The sequence below is a fragment of the Rhodopseudomonas palustris genome (genome assembly GCF_003226555.1).
Lineage (GTDB): Bacteria > Pseudomonadota > Alphaproteobacteria > Rhizobiales > Xanthobacteraceae > Rhodopseudomonas > Rhodopseudomonas palustris_I.
In genome coordinates this window covers 1,046,408-1,066,533 of sequence record NZ_QKQS01000023.1, presented here as the reverse complement: position 1 = coordinate 1,066,533, position 20,126 = coordinate 1,046,408, and the positions used below count along the sequence as shown (strand labels likewise).

Here is a 20,126-nt window from a genome sequence, read left to right as displayed (position 1 = left end):
AATCCGGGCTCAGCTTTCGCCCGGCGCCTTGGCCTTGATCGCCAGCGCGTGGACGCCGCCCTTCAGCTCCGCGGCGAGCAAGTCGTTGACCATGCGATGGCGATCGACCCGGCTCTTGCCGGCAAAGGCATCCGACACGATATTCACGCGAAAATGAGTCTCGCTGCGGCCGGAATGGCCGGCATGACCTTCATGCAGATTGGATTCGTCGATGACGTCGAGGCTTTCCGGGGTGAAAGCTTCGCGCAACTTCTGTGTGATAGTGTCCTGCGTGCCCATGCCTTGATGCCCACCCTCGGTCGTTATTCCGTCAAATCCGTCTGCGACGCATCAACCGGGGGCCTACTCAGAATGTCAAGACTTGAAGCCCGTCACGTTGCGTAGTCAAAGTCCGCTCATGCCAATCGACTCGTCCAAATTCTTCGACAAGATCCGCGTCAAGCCGCGGGCCGCAGAGGCGGCGCGGGAAGCCGCGCGCGAGCAGGTGCGAATGTGCGACGCGCCGGGCTGCACCAACCGCGCCGCGCACCGCGCGCCGAAAGGCCGCGGCCACGAGAAGGACTATTGGTACTTCTGTCTGAATCACGTCCGCGAGTTCAATCAGGGCTACAATTTCTTCCAAGGAATGGATCCCGACGACGTCGCGCGCTATCAGAAGGACGCGCTGACCGGACATCGGCCGACGTGGAAGATGGGACAGAACGGCGCGCGCAGCCGTGCGCGCAGCCCCGAGGATCTCGAAGGCGCCGCCGATCCGTTCAACGTCTTCAACGAATTCACCGGCAGCCGTCGCCGGCGTCGCGGGCCGGATCCGGCCGACGAGGTGCGCGCCGAGCCGCGCAAGGTGTTCAACGCCGAGCGCAAGGCGCTGCAGGTGATGGGCCTCGACAGCGACGCGACGCTCGAAGTGGTCAAGGCCAAGTACAAGGCGCTGGTGAAACAGCATCACCCCGACGCCAATGGCGGCGACCGGTCGACCGAAGACCGCCTGATCGAGATCATCAAGGCGTACAATTATCTGAAAACGGTTGTCCGGAGCTGACGCTGTCGTCTCGTCGCGACGAGACGACGATCTCGATCGCTCTAGCCTAACCGGACGGCTCGACGCTCTTCCAGCGGCGATATGCCCAGAGTGCCACCACCAGCGTTCCGACCACGCCGGCGAGCACCGGCAGCCAATGATGCAATGACGCGTGGCTGCGTTCCAGAGCGGTGGCCGCCAGCACCCCTGGCAGCACATGGGCCGGCGCCCACAGCAGAATCGCCGGCACATCGACCGCGAAGAACCGCGCCGGCGTCATTTGCAGCGCCCCGGCGGTGATCGGCACGAACGCGCGGATCGGCGGCACGAACCGCCCGAACAGCACCGCCCAGGTGCCGTAGCGCAGGAAGAATGCCTCCGCCCGCGCCACCACGTCCGGATAGATCGACAACGGCCAGGCGCTCAGGATCCGGCGCTGCGCGCGGTGGCCGGTCCAATACGCCGCGCCGTCGCCGATCAGCGCGCCGGTGATCGCCGATGCGAGGGCCCCGACCAGGCTGATCTCGCCACCGGGGATCAGCGCGCTCAGCGCCAGGATCACGGTCGAGCCCGGCACCAGCGATCCGAGCACCGGAACGGCTTCGAGCAACGCCGCCAGGAACAGCGCCAAATAGGCGAGACCGGGATGCGACGCGGCAAAATGAACCAGCGAGTCGAGCAGTGAACTCAAGGCCGTGAGGACTCCGCGTCAGGGCGAAACTTTAGGCGCGACAGCTTACGACCCCGGCCCTGCCGAAAGGTTGCACGACGATTCGGCATCGCCCATCGAATTCGCAACACAGCCTTCACAAAACCGCGTCACGCCCCTATCTCAATGAAACATCGACGGAACTTTGATCGCGCGGCGGGCTTCTGCGGATCGCGGCTCTCTGCTAGGTTCAATTCCGCACTCAACCGCATCCACCAACGAAGATCGGGTTTCGGGCGCGTCCGGGACCACGGAGGATTGATGACCGCCGCTACGACCACCGCTCCGGAGATCACTGGGTTACCTGACATGAAGGTGTCGGTCCGGCAGGTTTTCGGCATCGACAGTGACCTTGAAGTTCCCGCTTATTCCGAGGTCGACCCTCATGTGCCGGACGTCGATCCGGATTACCGTTTCGACCGCGCCACCACTCTCGCAATTCTGGCAGGCTTCGCCAAAAATCGGCGCGTGATGGTGACCGGCTTCCATGGCACCGGCAAATCGACCCATATCGAGCAGGTCGCGGCGCGGCTCAACTGGCCGTGCGTGCGCGTCAACCTCGACAGCCACATCAGCCGTATCGATCTGGTCGGCAAGGACGCCATCGTGGTTCGCGAAGGCAAGCAGGTCACCGAATTCCGTGACGGCATCCTGCCCTGGGCGCTGCAGCACAACGTCGCGCTGGTGTTCGACGAATACGATGCCGGCCGCCCCGACGTGATGTTCGTGATCCAGCGCGTGCTGGAAGTCTCCGGCCGGCTGACGCTGCTCGACCAGAACAAGGTGATCAAGCCCCATCCGGCGTTCCGGCTGTTCGCCACCGCCAACACCATCGGTCTCGGCGACACTTCGGGCCTGTATCACGGCACGCAGCAGATCAACCAGGGTCAGATGGACCGCTGGTCGATCGTGACCACGCTGAACTATCTGCCGCACGACGAGGAAGTCGAAATCATCCTCGCCAAGGCCAAGCACTATCGCAACGCGGAAGGACGCGACACCGTCAACAAGATGGTGCGGCTCGCCGATCTGACCCGCAACGCCTTCGCCAACGGCGATCTGTCGACGGTGATGAGCCCCCGCACGGTGATCACCTGGTCGGAGAACGCCGAGATCTTCGGCGATATCGGCTTCGCGTTCCGCGTCACGTTCCTCAACAAATGCGACGAGCTGGAGCGACCGCTGGTGGCGGAATTCTATCAGCGCTGCTTCAACGCCGAGCTGCCGGAGAGCTCGGTCAACATCGCGATGAGCTGATCCCAACAGCCTCTCCTTGCGCGCAAGGAGAGGCGGAAGGCAGGCGATGACGACGACGAAGTCGAAGCTGCACGGTGATCCGATTGAGCCGGCGACGCCAAAGGCGTCGCGGGGATACCGGGAAGATCTGTACGGCTGGGTCCAGGATCAAGTTGCTCTCCTCAGAGCGGGGCGGCTGTCGGACATCGACGCAGTCAACATCGCGGACGAGTTGGGCGACGTGGGCAGGACAGAGTACGACAAGCTGCAAAGCGCCATCCGAATCGTCCTGTTGCATCTGCTGAAGTGGGACCATCAACCGGAGCGGCGATCGCGGAGCGGGGTGCTGTCCATCCGAGAGCATCGCAGGTGGATCGGGCGTCTGTTGCGGGACAACCCAAGCCTGCAGCCGCGCATATCCGAAGGTGTCGCCGAGGCCTATGAGGACGCTGTGGACGATGCCGTGAAGGAAACAGGACTGACCGAAACGGCTTTTCCCGCGACTTGTCCCTACGATTGGCACGCCGTCGTAGAACGCGTGATCGAGCACGACGAACTGCAATCACCACGCCGGCATTGATCAGCATGACCACGCAGAACACCAAACTCCGCACCGGATCGAAGGAAGCGCCGACCGAGCCGTTCAAGCGCGCGGTGACCTCGTGCCTGCGGGCGATCGCCAAGGCGCCGGAGCTGGAAGTCAGCTTCGCGGCCGAGCGCCCAGGCCTCGCGCCGGGCAAGGCGCGGCTGCCCGAGCCGGCCCGGAAGATGAGCAAGCGCGACGCCGCGATCGTGCGCGGCCATGCCGATTCGATCGCGCTGAAGCTCGCCTGTCACGACCCGAAAGTGCATCGCAAGCTGATGCCCGGCAACCCGCAGGCGCGCGGCGTGTTCGAGGCGGTCGAGCAGGCACGCGTCGAAGCGCTCGGTGCGCGGCGGATGGCCGGCGTCGCCAAGAACCTCACTGCGATGCTCGACGATCATTTCCATCGCGGCAAATTCGACGAGATCACCGACCGTGCCGATGCGCCGCTGTCGGATGCGCTGGCGATGCTGGTGCGCGAGCGGCTGACCGGCCTGGCGCCGCCGGCTGCGGCCAAGAAGCTGGTCGACCTGTGGCGGCCGGTGCTGGAAGACAAGCTCGGGCCGCGGCTCGATCAGCTCGAACGCTTCGCCGACAATCAGGCGAAGTTCGGCGACATGATCCACGACATGCTCGACGTGCTGGAGCTCGGCGACGACCGCGACACCGAGACCGACGAGGAAGACAACCAGGACGACAAGCAGGAAGGCGAGAACGACCAGGGCGGCGCCGAGGGACAGCCGGAAGGCGAATCCGCTCAGGACATGAGCGCCGAGCAGGCCGAGGCGACCACCGACGAGGTCAGCGACAGCCAGATGGAAAGCGCGCAGGCGTCGACTTCCGATGCCTTCGACGATTCCGAACTCGGCGAGGACGACACGCCGGGCGAAGCCACCCGGCCGCACAATCGCGGCGCCAACGAGCCGCGCGGGCCAGAATATCACGCCTTCGCGCCGAAGTTCGACGAGATCGTCGCGGCCGAAGACCTCTGCGATCACGACGAGCTGGAGCGGCTGCGCAGCTATCTGGACAAGCAGCTGGCGCACCTGCAGGGCATCGTCGCGCGGCTCGCCAACCGGCTGCAACGCCGGCTGATGGCGCAGCAGAACCGCGCTTGGGACTTCGACCTCGAAGAAGGCATTCTCGATCCCGCGCGACTGTCGCGCGTGGTGATCGATCCGTTCCATCCGCTGTCGTTCATGAACGAGAAGGAAGCGACCTTCCGCGACACCGTGGTGACGCTGCTGCTCGACAATTCCGGCTCGATGCGCGGCCGGCCGATCACGGTGGCGGCGACCTGCGCCGACATTCTGGCGCGCACGCTCGAGCGATGCGGCGTCAAGGTCGAAATCCTCGGCTTCACCACCCGCGCCTGGAAGGGCGGACAGTCGCGCGAGGCCTGGCTCGCCGCCGGCAAGCCGGCCAATCCGGGGCGGCTCAACGACCTGCGCCACATCATCTACAAGTCCGCCGATGCGCCGTGGCGCCGCGCGCGCAAGAATCTCGGGCTGATGATGCGCGAGGGTCTGCTCAAGGAGAACATCGACGGCGAGGCGCTGGATTGGGCGCACAAGCGCCTGCTCGGCCGGCCCGAGCAGCGCAAGATCCTGATGATGATCTCGGACGGTGCGCCGGTCGACGACTCGACTCTGTCGGTCAACCCCGGCAACTACCTGGAGCGGCATCTGCGCCATATCATCGAGGAGATCGAGACCCGCTCGCCGGTGGAACTGATCGCGATCGGCATCGGCCACGACGTGACGCGCTATTATCGCCGCGCCGTGACCATCGTCGACGCCGAAGAGCTCGGCGGCGCCATCACCGAGAAGCTCGCCGAGCTGTTCAGCGAGACCGCCACCCCGGCCGCGACGCCGGGTCCGCGACGCCGCCGTCTGCATTCGTGAGCGCTTCGGGCTGAGATGAGCCGATGAGCGCTCCGCGGGGCGAAGCTGGGATGCGGCGCGGCCAAGCGGCGCCGGACGCCGACGTTCCGGCGCCCTCCGCACCGCTCGTCGACGTGACGACACGCCGCTGCCTGCTCGCAGCCGGCTTGTGGCTGGGCAGCACCGCGGCACTGGCGTCGGCCGCACCGACAATGGCATTGGCGCAGGCCAAGCCGTCCGAAGCCGATGAGCTGACACCGCCGGCGCCCCGCGCGATCGAGGTGCGAGCTCGCGCGATCGAGCACTTCGATCTGCGCGACCGCGCCCATCGCCGTTTCGGCGCGCTGCAGTTTCGCAGCGGCATGATCCTGACATCCGGCTTTCGCGGCTTCGGCGGACTGTCGGCGCTGCGGCTCGATCCGCGCGGCGAGCGGTTCGTTGCGATCAGCGACAAGGCGACCTGGTTCACCGGCCGCATCGTCTATGATGGGGCGACGATGAGCGGCCTCGCCGACGTCGAAGCGGCGCCGCTGCTCGGGCCCGACGGCAGACCACTGCGGTCGCGCAAATGGTACGACAGCGAGTCGCTCGCTTTCGACGGCGGCACCGCCTATGTGGGCTTCGAACGCGTCAACCAGATCGTCAAATTCGACTTCGGCCGCGATGGCGTCCGTGCGCGCGGCCATCCGATCGCGGTGCCGCCGGCGCTACGCAAATTGCCGAACAACAAGGGCATCGAATCGCTGGTGGCGGTGCCGAAGCCGCATCCGCTGGCCGGGACCTTGATCGCCCTTTCAGAACGCGGCCTCGATCCCGATCGCAACACCATCGGATTCCTGATCGGCGGCCGATCTCCCGGCCAGTTCGCGGTCCGCCGAACCTCCAACTACGACATCGCAGACGCCACCCTGTTGCCCGGCGGCGAGCTGTTGATCCTGGAGCGCAAGTTCTCCTGGTTCGAAGGCGTGCACATCCGGATCCGGCGGATCGCGCTGAACGCGATCGTGCCGGGCGCGACGGTCGACGGGCCGGCGATCTTCGAGGCCGATCTCGGCAACGAGATCGACAACATGGAAGGGCTCGACGTGCATGTCGACGCCGACGGCGCGATCGTACTGACGATGGTGTCGGACGACAATTTCTCGATGCTGCAGCGAACCCTGCTGCTGCAATTCACGCTCGAAACGGACTGAGCCGCGGCGGCGTCCCGCATTGCGGCCGCGGCGAACTCACAGCGTCCGCGCCACCGCCCTGGTCGTTCTGGCCGCCTCGACGACCGTGGCAGCCGCGCGTGTCGCTTCTGTCTCCTGGCTCGCGGCGAGCGCGCGGCGGATCATGCGGGCCAGATCACTGCGCCGGTAGGGCTTCGACAAGAGCAGCACGTCGGCATCGATCCGGTCGTTGTGAATCAACGCATTCTCGGAGTACCCACTGGTATACAGCACTTTCAGACCCGGACGGAGCTTGGCCATTTCGACGGCGAGCTGGACGCCGTTCATCGCGCCGGGCATCACGACGTCGGTGAACAGCAGGTCGAACGCGGTGTCGCTCTCGCCGATCGACAGCGCCGCGGCAGCGTTGCTGACCGACAGCGTCGTGTAGCCGAGACTCTTGAGCTGGGCGTTGACGTAGCTGCGGACCATGGCGTCGTCCTCGACCACCAGAATCGTCTCGGTGCCGCCGACGGGATTCGGTTCGATCGACGGTGCGGCATCCGCATCGGACTCGACCTGCGCGCGTGGCAGATACAGCCGAAACGTGGTGCCGTGCCCCTCCTCGCTGTCCAGCGTGATGTGTCCGCCGGATTGTTTGATGAAGCCATAAACCATGCTGAGGCCGAGTCCGGTGCCCTTGCCGACTTCCTTGGTGGTGAAAAACGGGTCGAACACCTTGCTGCGGATCGCTTCCGGAATGCCGCAACCGGAATCGGTGATCGCGATCATCACATAGTCGCCCGGAGCCAGGTCGCCGAAGCGCTTGCCGAGATCCTGATCCACCACGACGTTGCTGGTCTCGATCGTGAGCTTGCCGCCCTTGGGCATCGCATCGCGGGCGTTGACGGCCAGGTTGACGAGGGCCGACTCGAGCTGGCCGCGGTCGACGTAGATCGGCCAGGTGTCCGGCGCCAGCACCGTCGCCACTTCGATCGGCTCGCCAAGGGTCGGACGCAGCAGGCTCTGCAGTCCGGCGAGCAGCGCATTGACCTCGGTCTCGTCCGGCCGCAACGGCTGTTTGCGGGCGAAGGCCAGCAGCAGCCGGGTCAGCTCGGAGCCGCGATCGGCGGCCTCGCTGATCAGCTTGGCGATCGCCGCCAGATGCGGCTGGTCGGCGACGCCGTCGCTGATGATGTCGATGGTGCCGGTGATCACCGTCAGCATGTTGTTGAAGTCGTGAGCGATGCCGCCGGTCAGCTGGCCGATCGATTCCATCTTCTGCGACTGCCGCAGTTGCTCCTCGAACGCGATCTTCTCGGTCAGGTCGCGCATGAACGCGTTGACGACAAACCGCCCCTCGACCGGCAGCGCCGTCATCGATACTTCCAGCGCAATCGGCGAGCCGTCGCGCCGCACCGCCTCGACCTCGATCCGATGCCCCTGGATCACGCTCATGTCGTGCTCGATCGCCTCGATGAAGCGTCGATAGCCGGTCTTGATATCCCTGCTGTGATCCGGCGCGAGCGCCAGTTCGCCGAAATCCTGCCCGACCGCCTCTTCGCGGCTCCACCCGAGCATCGATTCGGCGTGCGGACTCCAATCGGTGATCCGTCCCTGGGCATCGAGTTGCACGAAGGCGTCGAGCGCGGTGTCGATGATGGCGCGCGACATCTGCTCGCTACGGCGAAGCGCATCCTCCGCTTTCTTGGTCTTGGTGATGTCGTGATACACCATCACGGCGCCTTGGAGCTCGCCGGCTTCGTTCCGCAACGGGCGGCCGTTGGCGACCAGATAGAAGCGGCGATCCGAGCCGAGCGGCTGGACGGCGAACTCGAAGTTGATGATGGTCTCTCCGCGATAGGCACGCAGCAATGGCGACTGATCCTGCGCCATCGGATTGCCCTCGACATCGAACCGGTCGAACGAAAGGGTCGTGTTCAGCACGCCGACGCCAGACAGCTGGCCAAAGGTCTCTCGTGCTGCTGGGTTGGTCAGGATCACCATGCCGCTGGCGTCAGCGACCAGCACGGGGTCGACCATGTTATCGATGGTATTCTGCAGCACTTCGGCGATCCGCGAACGTTGCTCGACTTCGGAAGCGAGCGCGACCGCCTTGCGTTGGGATTCCGAGGCCATCCGCGTGAAGGCATCGGCCAGCATGTTGATCTCGTGGCCGCCGCCGGTTTTCACTTGCACCGGCACCCCGCTGGAGGAGAACGCCACGATCGAATTGGTTATTCGCACCAAGGGGCGGGTCAGCGAGCGCGCCAGCGGAAACGCCATCAGCATCGCCACCAGGATCGCCACCGCGCCGCCGAGGACGGTGGAATTTCGCACGGCCGCTTGCACGGATGTCAGCGAGTCATACGGCCGCGTCTCGACCACCGCGAGGCGCGGGCCATCGGGCAGTTTGGCCCAGTCCCACCCCACCCCGAAACGAGCACCGGATCGATCCGCAAGCAGCCTTGGGGTAGCGCCGCTATTGCCCGCCAATAGAAGTTCGGTAAGACGCGGAAAATCATCCTGAATACGGCTGGGCTGGCCGAGATCGAAACCGAACTCGTGCGACCGGTCTGGATGCAGCAGGTAATTGCCGTCCGAGTCGACCACATAGATCGCACTGCTGCCGTCGGAGCTCTCGCGAACCCTTTCGAACAATCTCCGCAGATCGGTATTGATGACAAGGATCCCGAGCCGGGTGCCGTCGGCGCCGTCGATCGGCGCCATCGTGCGCACCGTCGGGACATAAGGCATTTCCAATCCGGTCGCGGTCTTGTTGAGTTCGACCTTCGACATCGCCACCCGGGTGGGTGGAAGCGCCATGCCCTGCTTGAAGTAAGCGCGGTCTCCGCGGCGGGTCAGTTCGGACGGCGGCACGGCGCGAATGCTGCCGCCAGGGCCGCTCCGATCGACCCGCACCAATTCGCGACCGCCGTCCTCCGAACCGATGATTCGCAGGATCGCGCAACTCGGCTTAGCGACCATCTCAGCGAAGAAGCGATCCTCGATCCGCTTGCGCCATCCCTCGGGCTCGGTACCCGTGGTTCGGACGCTGTCATCCCGGGCTGTCAGAAGATCGCGCAAGGCCGCCGACGATTGTGCGCCGACCACGTCTGCGTGGGTGCTCTTGAGCGAGGTTTCGATCAGCAGCGCATTGAGCTGCGCGTGGGTTTGAAGCCGCATCATCGCCCGCGGCATCACCAGATCGACGACGTTCCGGTAGTTCAGAAAACCGAGGACCGCGCTAGTCACCAAAACCAGCGCCACCATGGCAAGGGTCAGCCGGGTCGACAGTTTCATGAAGGCCCCTGCGATGGTGACCGCACCGGCACTCACCGTGGCCCAGCGACGGCGTTTGCTGCGGTAAACGATGCCCCGGCGATCGACCATAATCGAAAAGTTGTGCGATCGGCCGCTCGCTTCGTCACCTCGGGAAAGTACTTGATTCGAACAAAGGCATATTCTTGGTAGTGATACGAGGTCGTTACACGTCAGTATATGACAATCGGTCGCACTTGTCGCAGACGCACATCCCCCGGACGGCACGCACGACAAAACGGCCGGGTCGAACGACCCGGCCGCCAAAATTTAAATGAGATCAAGTGCGCGGAGCTACGATCAGCTCGCAGCAGCAACCGGCGCGCCTGCCGCCTTCTTGGCGATCGCACGCTTCAGCTCCACCGCCTTCGGCGACAGCTCGGCGTCGCGAGCCTTGAGCAGGTAGGCATCGAGACCACCGCGGTGGTCGACGCTCTTCAGCGCGCTGGTCGAAACGCGCAGCCGCACCGCGCGGCCGAGCGCGTCGGACAGGAAAGTGACGTTGACCAGGTTGGGCAGGAACCGCCGCTTGGTCTTGATGTTCGAATGGCTGACCTTGTGGCCGACCTGGGCACCCTTGGCGGTCAGTTCGCAGCGCCGAGACATGGCGAAAATCCTCTGTCATCCCCCGCCGGCCCACCAGCAGGCGCGGGGCTTCATCATTCGTCCGTTTTCAGGAACCGCGGACCTATAAAAGGGCTGGCGCGCAGCGTCAAGCGACGGCTGCGCTGGAACCCGAAATTGGCGAATCGGGAACTAACCCGCGGCACCTGCCGACGCGGAATTGTCCGCGCCATCAAGCATCTGGCACCATATAAAGGACGTATTCGGTTCCGACACCAAACTGAACGGTCCGGTGCGAGTTGACCCATCGACGGCGCGCCGGCGCCAGGCAGGACATCGTTCGTGAGCACCAGCATCCGCTACTCGCCCAAGGCCACTTCCGCGCTGATCCGGCACGCCGGCCTGCTGGCTGGTGCCATGGCCGTGGTGATGACGGCAGAGCCTGCGACTGCGCAGGGCAAGCTCGACGCCCGCTACGAAGCATCGCTCGCCGGAATCGAGGTCGGCAAGGGCGCCTGGGTGATCCAAGTCGACGACGATTTCTATTCGGCCTCCGCCACCGGAGCCACATCCGGCGTAATGCAGGCGTTTTCCAGCGGCCATGGCCGCGGCGAATCTCAGGGCCGGGTGATCAACGGCCAGCTCGTGCCCGGCAATTACACGGCGAGCATCACGGGCGGTAAGAAAACCGAAACCATCCGGATCACGCTCGCCAACGGAAACGTCAAGGAATCAAGCATCGAGCCCGAGCCGCCGCCGGACGACGATCGCATCCCAGTTACCGATGCGCACCGCCGCGGCGTGATCGATCCGATGACCGCGTCGTTCCTGCGCGTGCCCGGCACCGGGGATGTGCTCAGCCCCGACTCCTGCCGGGTGTCGACGCCGATCTTCGACGGCCGGATGCGCTACGATCTGCGGATGGAATACAAGCGCACCGAAACGGTGAAGGCCGAAAAAGGCTATCGCGGACCGGCGCTGGTCTGCGCGGTGTATTTCAAGCCACTGTCCGGCTACATCCCGGATCGGGCGGCGATCAAATACCTCATCAAGCAGCGCGACATGGAAGTCTGGCTGGCACCGATCGCCGGCACGCGGGTGCTGGCGCCCTACAAGCTGAAAATCCCGACGCCGCTCGGCAACGCGGTGCTGGAAGCGACGCAATTCATCACCCAGGCGACGCCGCCGAAATCGGCTTCCCGGGCGCAATAACGCGTGACGCCTCGCTTTCCGCCGATCGGCGGACCTGAATCATGTTGACTCCTGCTGGATTAGCGGAACGCATGAGCTGCGGCAGTGACGCCTCGCGCAGGAGGACCTTGGCCTGTCTTTTCACCTGATCTTGAGAGTGCAGCAACCCGTGGTACGAGATATTGGGCATCCTGCCCCTCGGCCTCAGCGAGTCAGCGATTCGGCCGCGTTTCGTTCCGGACTCGTTCCAGCCCTTAATCGGCGATTGCTGCGGCGTCGCAATGTGACACACATCTGACCGCGACGACGCAGAAATTCAGTCGAAATGCCCAATCTGTACTCCGAAGCGTTTACCCATGACCGCGTCCCCGGCGCTGGCGTCACCGCAGTGCTGGGGCCGACCAACACCGGCAAGACCCATTTGGCGATCGAACGGATGGTCGCTCATCCGTCCGGATTGATCGGCCTGCCGCTGAGGCTGCTCGCGCGCGAGGTCTACAACAAGATCGTCGACAAGGTCGGCGCCCACGCGGTGGCGCTGGTGACCGGCGAGGAGAAGATCAAACCGTCCAAACCGCGCTACTGGGTCTCGACCGTCGAGGCGATGCCGCGCGACCTCGACGTGTCGTTTCTGGCTGTCGACGAAATTCAGATCGCCGCCGATCTCGAGCGCGGTCACGTCTTCACCGATCGCATCCTGCGCCGGCGCGGCCGCGACGAGACGCTGCTGCTCGGCGCCGCGACGATGCGGCCGATGATCGAACGGCTGCTGCCCGGCGCCAGCATCGTGACCCGGCCGCGGCTGTCGCAGCTCGAATATGCCGGTGACCGCAAGCTCACCCGGCAGCCGCGCCGGACCGCGATCGTGGCGTTCTCGGCCGACGAGGTCTACGCGATCGCCGAGCTGATCAAGCGGCAGCACGGCGGTGCTGCCGTGGTACTCGGCTCGCTCAGCCCCCGCACCCGCAACGCCCAGGTAGCGTTGTTTCAGTCCGGCGACGTCGATTACCTGATCGCCACCGACGCGATCGGCATGGGACTCAACCTCGATGTCGACCACGTCGCGTTCGCATCCGATCGCAAATTCGACGGCTATCAGTTTCGTCGCCTCACCCCGGCGGAATTCGCCCAGATCGCCGGACGCGCCGGACGCGCCACCCGGGACGGCACCTTCGGCACCACCGGACGCTGCGCGCCGTTCGAGCCCGAACTGGTCAACGCCGTGCAGAATCACAGCTTCGAGCCAGTGAAGATGCTGCAATGGCGCAACGCGGAGCTGGATTTCGCCTCGCTCGGCGCGCTGCAAGTGTCGCTGGCGGAGGCGCCGCGGCACGAGGCCCTGACCCGGGCGCCGGTCGCCGAGGACCTCCGCGTGCTCGATCACGTGGCCCGCGACCCCGAGGTGCGCGAAATCGCGCAGGGCAAAGCGGCCGTGGAGCGGCTATGGGAAGTCTGTCAGGTCCCGGACTACCGTAAGATCGCACCGGCGGCCCATGCCGAACTGGTGATCACGCTGTACCGGTTCTTGATGCAAAAGGGGCGGATTCCGGATAGCTGGTTCGCTGCCCAGGTCGATCAGGCCGATCGGACCGACGGCGGAATCGACACGCTGTCGGCTCGGATTGCACAAATCCGCACCTGGACCTTCGTGGCCAACCGCCCCGACTGGCTCACCGACCCCGAGCATTGGCAGGGATTATCGCGGGAAGTCGAAAATAAATTGTCAGATGCGTTGCACGAACGGCTTACGGAACGTTTCGTCGATCGTCGGACCAGTGTATTGATGCGCCGCCTGCGGGAAAACACGATGTTGAATACGGAAATTGGCAAGACTGGTGAGGTGATCGTCGAGGGCCACGTGATCGGCCGGCTCGACGGCTTCACCTTTGCGCCCGACGCGGCCGAGGCCGGCTCGGATGCGAAGGCGTTGCAGGCGACGGCGCAGAAGGCGCTGGCCGGCGAAATCGACGCGCGCGCCGAGAAGCTATCGAACGCGCCGGACGATCAGTTCATCCTGACCTCCGACGGGACCATCCGCTGGACTGGCGACGCTGTCGCCCGGCTCGTGGGCTCCGACGACGTGCTACGGCCGCGGCTGCGGATCATCGCGGACGACCGGCTCGCCGGGGCGCCGCGCGAGGCGGTGCAGACCCGTCTCGATCTGTGGCTCAAGACGCATGTCGAGAAGATCCTCGGACCGCTGTTCGAACTCGGCAAGGCGGAGGATGTCAGCGGGATTGCCCGTGGCATCGCGTTTCAGCTGATCGAATCGCTGGGCGTGCTGGAACGCGCCAAGATCGCGGCCGAAATGAAGGACCTGGACCAGCCGTCGCGCGCCACGTTGCGCAAATACGGCGTGCGGTTCGGCGCCTACCATATCTACTTCCCATCGCTGCTGAAGCCGGCGGCGCGGGCGCTCGCCTCGCTGCTGTGGGCGCAGAAGCGGGACAATGTCGATCTCGCGGCGCTCTCCAGCGCGCAGCATCTGGCGAGCAGCGGCCGCACATCGTTTCCGGCCGACAAGGCGCTGGATCGCGACGCCTACCGCACCCTTGGCTACCGTCTGTGCGGAGAGCGCGCGGTTCGCGTCGACATTCTCGAACGTCTCGCCGACCTGATCCGGCCTGCGCTGGCTTGGCGCGAAGGTGCGCCTGGCGAGAAGCCGGCCGGCGCTTTCGACGGCCGCAGCTTCGTGGTCACCCAGGCCATGACATCGCTGACCGGTTCGGCCGGCGAAGACTTCGCGTCGATCCTGAAAGCGCTCGGCTACCGCATGGAGCGGCGCCCGGCGCCGCCGCCGGCCCCGAAGGCTGCCGAAGCCGCGACTCCCGCTGCTCAGGCCGAGGTCTCTGCTGCGACCGAGATGTCGGCCGAAGACCAGGCCATTTTGGCCGGCGCGATCGCGTTCGAACCGTCGCCGACGGACGAGGGCGGCGCCGTGGCCGGTGGCGCGCCGAGCGTCGACGAACAGCCTGCTGCGAACGAGCCGGTTGTCGACCAGCCCGTGCTCGACCAACCTGTGCTCGACCAACCCTTGCCAGCCGCAGCCGAACCGGCAGCGGAGACCTCCGCGGCCGAGACCGCCGAGCAGCCCGCCGGCGAAGCCACCGCGGCTGCAGCGACGACCGACGAGGCCCCGTCCAAAGCCGCCAGCGCAGAAGCTGCGCCGGCCGCCAAAGCGGAGCCGGAGCTGATCGAAGTCTGGCGTCCGGGTGGGCGCTCCGACGAGCATCGGCCGCGTCACGATCGCAACCGCCATCGCAACCGTCCGCAGAACGGCGCGAACGCCGGCGCCAGCGAAGGCGAGTCCGCCGACGCCAAGGGTGACCGCGGCGGCCGGCGCGGCAAGGGCGATTTCCGTCGTGACCGCAATGATCAGGGCGGCGACGGTGGACGTCGCGAGGCCTCCGGTGAAGGCCGCCCGCCGCGCGAGCGCTTCAAGGGCCGTGACAAATTCCAGGACAAGTATCAAGGCGGCCCGAAGGGCGGCCGCGACAACAAGGGCGGCGGCTCGCACCGGCAGGTGCATTCCAGCGCGCCGCGCGAGCGCGACCGGCCAATGGATCCGAATTCCCCCTTCGCCAAGCTCGCCGCGCTGAAGGAGCAACTCACCGCCGGCCGCAAGGACTAACGCGGCGCCGGCACTGCCGATGGTTCGGGCTTGGAGCGTCAACGTCTCGATAAGTGGCTGTGGCACGCGCGTGTGGTGCGCGCGCGCACCAGCGCTGCCGCTCTTGTCGAACGCGGACACGTCCGCATCAACGGCGTGCGCGAGACCTCACCGGGACACGGCATCAAGGCCGGCGACGTGCTGACCATTGCGTTGGATCGTGGCGTGCGTGTGCTGAAGGTGGTTGGATTTGCGGAGCGCCGCGGCGACGCCGAGTCGGTTACTGGACTTTATGCCGATCTCGGAATGCCACGGGAATAGGCATCTTCACTTGCGGCTGCGGAGCTCCTGCGGTACGCAAACACTCAAAATTAGAACCGTTCCGGAGCGTTGGGATGACTTACGTCGTCACTGAAAACTGCATCAAGTGCAAATACACCGACTGCGTTGAAGTCTGCCCCGTGGATTGTTTCTACGAGGGTGACAACATGCTGGTCATCCATCCGGACGAATGCATCGACTGCGGCGTGTGCGAACCGGAATGCCCGGCCGAAGCGATCAAGCCGGACACCGAGCCGGGCCTCGAGAAGTGGCTGGCGCTGAACTCGGAATACGCCAAGACCTGGCCGAACCTGACCCAGAAGAAGGACGCGCCCGCGGACGCCAAGGAGTTCGACGGTCAGGCCGGCAAGTTCGATAAGTACTTCTCTGCGGAGCCGGGTTCGGGCGACTAAGCCGAACTCAGCCGAAGGTCTTGCAAGGCCGGCCTAGCCGGCCGACCAGCTTAACCCTGCTGACCTTAACCCTGTTGACGAGTTGCGCCCCGGGGCTCCGCCCTGCATGGGCTGGAATCGTCATAAATCATTGATTTTTGCGGGGAATGTGCTATATTTAGCACATTCGTCAACTCCGGCATGCCGTTTTTGCGGCCGGGAAGGGTTCCCCGTCAAAAGCAACGAACAGGGGCGTGGCGGTTCCACGCGCAGGCTGTGTCACAGAAAACGCGTAAAACGAGTGTTTCTTCAAAGGGTGCCAAGCCGGCATCTGCGGCCAGCCGCGGAGCCACAAAGAGCCGTTCGAAGGCTTCTGTCAAGGACACCCGGACAGCCGCCAAAGCGAGCGCCGCAAAGGCCCCTGCTTCCAGGACCCAGACCAAGGCGGGCGCCAGCAAGGCGAGCGCCACCAAACACGCTACCGCAAAGGCGTCTGCAGCGAAGGCTTCGGCCTCCAAAGCTCCGGCCTTCAAGTCCTCGAAAACCAAAAGAAGTGCAATGCCAACCAAGTCTGCAAAAACTCCCGCCAAGCCGGCGACCTCCAAGCCCGCCGCAGAAACCAAGCCGGCGGCGAAGCCTGCCAAGGCTGCTGTGGCTCCGAAGGCGGAGGTGAAGACCGAGGTGAAGGCGCCCGTCGCGAAGGCAGCGGCCAAGCCGGAGGTGAAACAGCCGGTGGCTGCGGCGCCTGCGCGTGTCGAGGAACCGAAGAAGGCCGTCACCCAGCGTCAGGGCTTCAAGGCCAACGAATTCGTGGTCTATCCGGCCCACGGTGTCGGCCAGATTCTGGCGATCGAAGAGCAGGAGATCGCGGGCGCCAAGCTCGAACTGTTCGTGATCAACTTCATCAAGGACAAGATGACCCTGCGCGTGCCCACCGCGAAGGTCGGTAATGTCGGCATGCGCAAGCTGTCCGACCCGGCGCTGGTAAAGAAGGCGCTGGAGACCCTGAAGGGCCGTGCCCGTGTCAAGCGGACGATGTGGTCGCGCCGGGCGCAGGAATACGAAGCCAAGATCAACTCGGGCGACATCGTCGCGATCGCCGAGGTGGTCCGGGACCTGTACCGCTCGGAGTCGCAGCCGGAGCAGTCGTACAGCGAACGGCAGCTGTATGAAGCGGCGCTCGACCGCCTGTCGCGCGAGATCGCGGTGGTGCAGCACATCACCGAGACCGAAGCCGTCAAGGAAGTCGAGAGCCAGCTCGCCAAGAGCCCGCGCCGCGGCGCCAAGGCCGAGGCGGAAGCCGATGCCGGGTCCGACTCGGATCTCGATGGCGATTCTGACGACGAGACGGTGACCGACGAGGCCGCGTAAGCGAGCAGGTTCGATCCAACAGATTGAGGCCCGGCCGACCAGCCGGGCCTTTTTCGTGGCACGACGCCGCCTCGTGCTCAGTCGACGACGATCTTCACCAGCTCGCGCGGCTTCACCTGGGTCTGGGCGTCGAAACCGTTCAGCACCCGGAACCGCTCGAGCGGACGGTCGACGCCGGACATCCGGTGCGACAGCGATTCCACGGTGTCGCCGGGTTGCACGGTAATCACTTTGATGCGCAGGGGCCGCGCCGCCTGAATTTCGTCCAGCGATAGCCGGCGGAACGAGTTCACCGTGTCTCGGGCGTTGCGGTCGCTCTCGGCGTTGCGTTGCCGGGTGGCGAAGATGAAGCGGTAGACGTCGCTGCCGAATCGCAGCGCATATACCCTGAATTGCCACTGCTCGCCCCGCGCCGTCACCGACGCGGCAGGGAAGCCGTTGACGGTCAGGGTTTCGGTCGAGCTCTTGTCGACGTTCTCCATCCAGCCGGAATTCAGATAATCGGCAAGCGACTGCTCCGCCGGCACCCGGACCACGTCGAACCGCATCGCCTGATTGCCGCCCTCGCGCAGACCGATCACCGCCTGCGCGGTGTTTTCGAGCGTGAACGAGTCCGGCACCTGGAAGGTGAAACCGAGCTTGGGATGCAGGAAGCGACGGCCGCGCACGAAGCCTTCGCTGGGGTCCTCGCCGTAAACCAGGTTGTCGATCGCGTTGAGGTAGGCTTCGCGATCGCGCTCGCCGCGGTCGCCGCGCCAGCCGCCCTGCGGCGCGGTGTACTGACGGGCGTTGTTCTGCGCGTTGACCACCCGCTCCGGGGTCGCCGGATGGGACGACAGAAAGTCGGTGCGGCCATCGCTGGCGCCGCGATTGGACTTCAGCGCCGCGTTGCGCTCCATCGCGGTCAAGAACCGCGCCGCGCCGTAAGGATCGAACTGCGCCCGCGCCGAGATGCCGATGCCGATGCCGTCGGCTTCGAGCTCCTGCTGCCGGGAGAAGCTCGCCATCGACAATTTGGTCTTGGCTAGCGCCAGCGCGGTCATGCCGGGATCGTTGCCCATGTCGGTGACCACGCGCGCGACCAGCGCCGCCTGCCGGGCCTGGTCCTCGCGGATCGCGGCGTGCTTGGCCAGCACATGGGCCATTTCGTGCGACAGCACCGACGACAATTCGGCCGTGTCGGTCGCGAGCGCGATCAGCCCACGGGTGACGTAGAGCTGCCCGGTCGGCAGCGCGAAGGCATTGACGGCGCCGGAATTGAGGATGGTCACCTTGTAGGCGAGATCCGGACGATCGGAGGCAGCAACCAACCGGTCGACGATGCCGGAGATCAACGCTTCCAGCTTGGGATCGTCATAAGCGCCGCCATAGGTCGCCAGGATTCGCTCGTGCTCGCGTTCCGCCACCGGCGATTGCGCCGCCGGACGCGCGGGTTTGGCAGCCGGAACCGCCGCCACCGGCCCCGTTTCGAACCGGCTCGGGTCGCCGCAACCCGACAGCACCAGCGCAGCGCCCAGCAGCAGCCACGCCGCGACCGGGCGGCGGCCCTTTCGGAAGTTGCGCCGTGCTGCACGCCAATTCACGCGATTGCTCTCTTCTGAGCCCTTCAGTCCCCGCCCGCCCGTTCAACCTGCGCCACATCGCGCAAGACGATCCCCGGCCCGGCTCTGTTCTCGACCCAGCCGCGCACCCGAATTCGTTGTCCTGTCAGAGACTTGAGTGAAAGCCCGGCGGTCTCGATCGCTGCCGCGACGCGCCTTGAAATAGTCACCGCGAAGCCACGAGTCCAGCGACCGGAAAAGTTCAGATACACCGTCGAACCGACCTCCCGCACCGAGACGACCCTGCCCTCGACGAGGGTAAAGCGCCCTATCCGAGACACCATATCGCCGGAATTTGCGGCGTTTTTTATGACGCCCCACTCCACCCAGATACCAGAGGCCGCTGCCCGCGCGGCGGCTTCGACCGCCAATAACTCCTTCCGGCAATCCGCCGGGACGCGATCGATGCCGACCAGAGCACGGCCTTCGGTCAGCAGACGGCGCTGCACCAGCGCGGCTTCAGGTTCGATGACAACGAACGCCGACTGCCGGCCGTAACGATCCGGCACGTCGTCGACACCATGCAGCACGACTCGGCGCCCGACCGTCAGCGCCACGAGCAACGCAACACCGGCATCCGATCGTTCGCCGGCCGGTTCAATACCAGCGAGGCGGACCTCGGCGCCGTCTGCGAGCCGCAACGTTCGCGGATCGATCACCGCCGCCACCACACCTTCGCCCTGGACAGGCAGTTCCGCGCAGCCCGCCGCAGTCGCGCAATCCAGCCGCGTCAGCAGCGCGGCTCCGCCGCAGATCGCAGCGACCCACCGGGCGCGATTTCGTCGGAATGCCATCGAGCCCGCCATGTCGATTCGGGTCGCCGCCACCGGGCAAGACTAGCGGTCGCACAGACCCTGGCGAAGTGAAATGTCGCAAGGTCGTCGCCACCCCATGGGCCAGATCTGGATGATCGAGCGACCCGCGCCGCATGACCGACATCGCATGTCGCCACATTCCAGCGTCGCGATGCAAGGTCGACGCTCACATCCCAATCGCCAACTAAGCATCGAACGGTTCGATGGCACGGCGTGTAGCAATCCGTCGCTACACGCCACCCTAACTCATTCCACGACTCGGAAAACCTCATCGCTTGCCGCGCAACAGGCGATACGGCATGATCGCGCGCAATCATCAGAAGCGTCACGATCAGAAATGGCGCTCGTCAGGGAGGG

Annotated in this window: 16 protein-coding genes; 10 read left to right on the top strand and 6 right to left on the bottom strand. The window is 65.3% G+C overall.

Features of this window, described 5'->3' with window-relative positions:
- Nucleotides 1-9: 9 nt before the first annotated feature.
- The gene (locus DNX69_RS17460) at nucleotides 10-279 is read right to left on the bottom strand and encodes a BolA family protein (RefSeq protein WP_110787197.1); all 270 of its coding nucleotides are present in this window, start codon (nucleotides 277-279) and stop codon (nucleotides 10-12) included.
- 118 nt (nucleotides 280-397) lie between these two features.
- Here DNX69_RS17460 and DNX69_RS17455 point away from each other — a divergent pair, with 118 nt between their 5' ends.
- On the top strand, nucleotides 398-1,042 hold the full coding sequence (locus DNX69_RS17455; RefSeq protein ID WP_110787196.1) for a J domain-containing protein: 645 nt from the start codon (nucleotides 398-400) through the stop codon (nucleotides 1,040-1,042).
- Nucleotides 1,043-1,088: 46 nt separating this feature from the next.
- Here DNX69_RS17455 and DNX69_RS17450 read toward each other — a convergent pair whose 3' ends face one another.
- Nucleotides 1,089-1,712 (bottom strand): DedA family protein, encoded by a 624-nt coding sequence (locus tag DNX69_RS17450; RefSeq protein ID WP_110787195.1) that lies wholly within the window; start codon nucleotides 1,710-1,712, stop codon nucleotides 1,089-1,091.
- A 279-nt stretch (nucleotides 1,713-1,991) separates the two neighbouring features.
- On the opposite strand from DNX69_RS17450, the gene cobS reads away from it, so the two are divergent.
- The 4 genes from cobS to DNX69_RS17430 are packed head-to-tail and all read left to right on the top strand — an operon-like array spanning nucleotide 1,992 to nucleotide 6,625.
- Nucleotides 1,992-2,987: a cobaltochelatase subunit CobS gene (gene cobS / locus DNX69_RS17445; RefSeq protein ID WP_110787194.1), complete on the top strand. Its 996-nt coding sequence runs from the start codon at nucleotides 1,992-1,994 to the stop codon at nucleotides 2,985-2,987.
- Nucleotides 2,988-3,033: 46 nt separating this feature from the next.
- Nucleotides 3,034-3,546: a DUF29 domain-containing protein gene (locus DNX69_RS17440; RefSeq protein WP_110787681.1), complete on the top strand. Its 513-nt coding sequence runs from the start codon at nucleotides 3,034-3,036 to the stop codon at nucleotides 3,544-3,546.
- Between the two features lie 5 nt (nucleotides 3,547-3,551).
- On the top strand, nucleotides 3,552-5,453 hold the full coding sequence (gene cobT / locus DNX69_RS17435) for a cobaltochelatase subunit CobT (RefSeq protein WP_110787680.1): 1,902 nt from the start codon (nucleotides 3,552-3,554) through the stop codon (nucleotides 5,451-5,453).
- Nucleotides 5,454-5,476: 23 nt separating this feature from the next.
- Complete coding sequence (locus DNX69_RS17430; RefSeq protein ID WP_110787193.1) at nucleotides 5,477-6,625, top strand: esterase-like activity of phytase family protein; 1,149 nt, start codon at nucleotides 5,477-5,479, stop codon at nucleotides 6,623-6,625.
- Nucleotides 6,626-6,661: 36 nt separating this feature from the next.
- On the opposite strand, the gene DNX69_RS17425 is transcribed toward DNX69_RS17430, so the two are convergent.
- On the bottom strand, nucleotides 6,662-9,886 hold the full coding sequence (locus DNX69_RS17425; RefSeq protein ID WP_110787679.1) for a PAS domain S-box protein: 3,225 nt from the start codon (nucleotides 9,884-9,886) through the stop codon (nucleotides 6,662-6,664).
- 318 nt (nucleotides 9,887-10,204) lie between these two features.
- Nucleotides 10,205-10,510, bottom strand: coding sequence for a 50S ribosomal protein L28 (rpmB, locus tag DNX69_RS17420; protein ID WP_110787192.1), 306 nt, complete (start codon nucleotides 10,508-10,510; stop codon nucleotides 10,205-10,207).
- Between the two features lie 300 nt (nucleotides 10,511-10,810).
- Here rpmB and DNX69_RS17415 point away from each other — a divergent pair, with 300 nt between their 5' ends.
- The 5 genes from DNX69_RS17415 (at nucleotide 10,811) to DNX69_RS17390 (ending at nucleotide 17,353) form a co-directional block, all read left to right on the top strand.
- Complete coding sequence (locus DNX69_RS17415) at nucleotides 10,811-11,680, top strand: DUF3108 domain-containing protein (protein ID WP_110787191.1); 870 nt, start codon at nucleotides 10,811-10,813, stop codon at nucleotides 11,678-11,680.
- A gap of 304 nt (nucleotides 11,681-11,984) precedes the next feature.
- Nucleotides 11,985-15,290, top strand: a complete 3,306-nt coding sequence (locus DNX69_RS17410; RefSeq protein ID WP_110787190.1) for a helicase-related protein — start codon at nucleotides 11,985-11,987, stop codon at nucleotides 15,288-15,290.
- A 30-nt stretch (nucleotides 15,291-15,320) separates the two neighbouring features.
- Nucleotides 15,321-15,590 carry an RNA-binding S4 domain-containing protein gene (locus tag DNX69_RS17405; RefSeq protein WP_110787189.1) on the top strand — a complete coding sequence of 90 codons (270 nt, stop codon included), beginning with the start codon at nucleotides 15,321-15,323 and terminating at the stop codon, nucleotides 15,588-15,590.
- A gap of 74 nt (nucleotides 15,591-15,664) precedes the next feature.
- Entirely contained in the window at nucleotides 15,665-16,003 is a 339-nt protein-coding gene (fdxA, locus tag DNX69_RS17400) for a ferredoxin FdxA (protein WP_110787188.1), read from the top strand.
- Between the two features lie 255 nt (nucleotides 16,004-16,258).
- Nucleotides 16,259-17,353 (top strand): CarD family transcriptional regulator, encoded by a 1,095-nt coding sequence (locus DNX69_RS17390; RefSeq protein ID WP_234826996.1) that lies wholly within the window; start codon nucleotides 16,259-16,261, stop codon nucleotides 17,351-17,353.
- 77 nt (nucleotides 17,354-17,430) lie between these two features.
- Here DNX69_RS17390 and DNX69_RS17385 read toward each other — a convergent pair whose 3' ends face one another.
- Both DNX69_RS17385 and DNX69_RS17380 read right to left on the bottom strand, forming a co-directional pair.
- Nucleotides 17,431-18,936, bottom strand: a complete 1,506-nt coding sequence (locus tag DNX69_RS17385; RefSeq protein ID WP_110787185.1) for a M48 family metalloprotease — start codon at nucleotides 18,934-18,936, stop codon at nucleotides 17,431-17,433.
- Between the two features lie 23 nt (nucleotides 18,937-18,959).
- Nucleotides 18,960-19,760, bottom strand: a complete 801-nt coding sequence (locus tag DNX69_RS17380; protein WP_234826995.1) for a thermonuclease family protein — start codon at nucleotides 19,758-19,760, stop codon at nucleotides 18,960-18,962.
- Nucleotides 19,761-20,126: the final 366 nt, after the last annotated feature.

What these genes read in the sequence shown, in the direction of transcription:
- DNX69_RS17460 (WP_110787197.1), bottom strand. Translation starts at nt 279, where the DNA reads ATGGGCACGCAGGACACTATCACACAGAAGTTGCGCGAAGCTTTCACC.
- DNX69_RS17455 (WP_110787196.1), top strand. Translation starts at nt 398, where the DNA reads ATGCCAATCGACTCGTCCAAATTCTTCGACAAGATCCGCGTCAAGCCG.
- cobS (WP_110787194.1), top strand. Translation starts at nt 1,992, where the DNA reads ATGACCGCCGCTACGACCACCGCTCCGGAGATCACTGGGTTACCTGAC.
- DNX69_RS17440 (WP_110787681.1), top strand. Translation starts at nt 3,034, where the DNA reads ATGACGACGACGAAGTCGAAGCTGCACGGTGATCCGATTGAGCCGGCG.
- cobT (WP_110787680.1), top strand. Translation starts at nt 3,552, where the DNA reads ATGACCACGCAGAACACCAAACTCCGCACCGGATCGAAGGAAGCGCCG.
- DNX69_RS17430 (WP_110787193.1), top strand. Translation starts at nt 5,477, where the DNA reads ATGAGCGCTCCGCGGGGCGAAGCTGGGATGCGGCGCGGCCAAGCGGCG.
- DNX69_RS17425 (WP_110787679.1), bottom strand. Translation starts at nt 9,886, where the DNA reads ATGAAACTGTCGACCCGGCTGACCCTTGCCATGGTGGCGCTGGTTTTG.
- rpmB (WP_110787192.1), bottom strand. Translation starts at nt 10,510, where the DNA reads ATGTCTCGGCGCTGCGAACTGACCGCCAAGGGTGCCCAGGTCGGCCAC.
- DNX69_RS17410 (WP_110787190.1), top strand. Translation starts at nt 11,985, where the DNA reads ATGCCCAATCTGTACTCCGAAGCGTTTACCCATGACCGCGTCCCCGGC.
- fdxA (WP_110787188.1), top strand. Translation starts at nt 15,665, where the DNA reads ATGACTTACGTCGTCACTGAAAACTGCATCAAGTGCAAATACACCGAC.
- DNX69_RS17380 (WP_234826995.1), bottom strand. Translation starts at nt 19,760, where the DNA reads ATGGCGGGCTCGATGGCATTCCGACGAAATCGCGCCCGGTGGGTCGCT.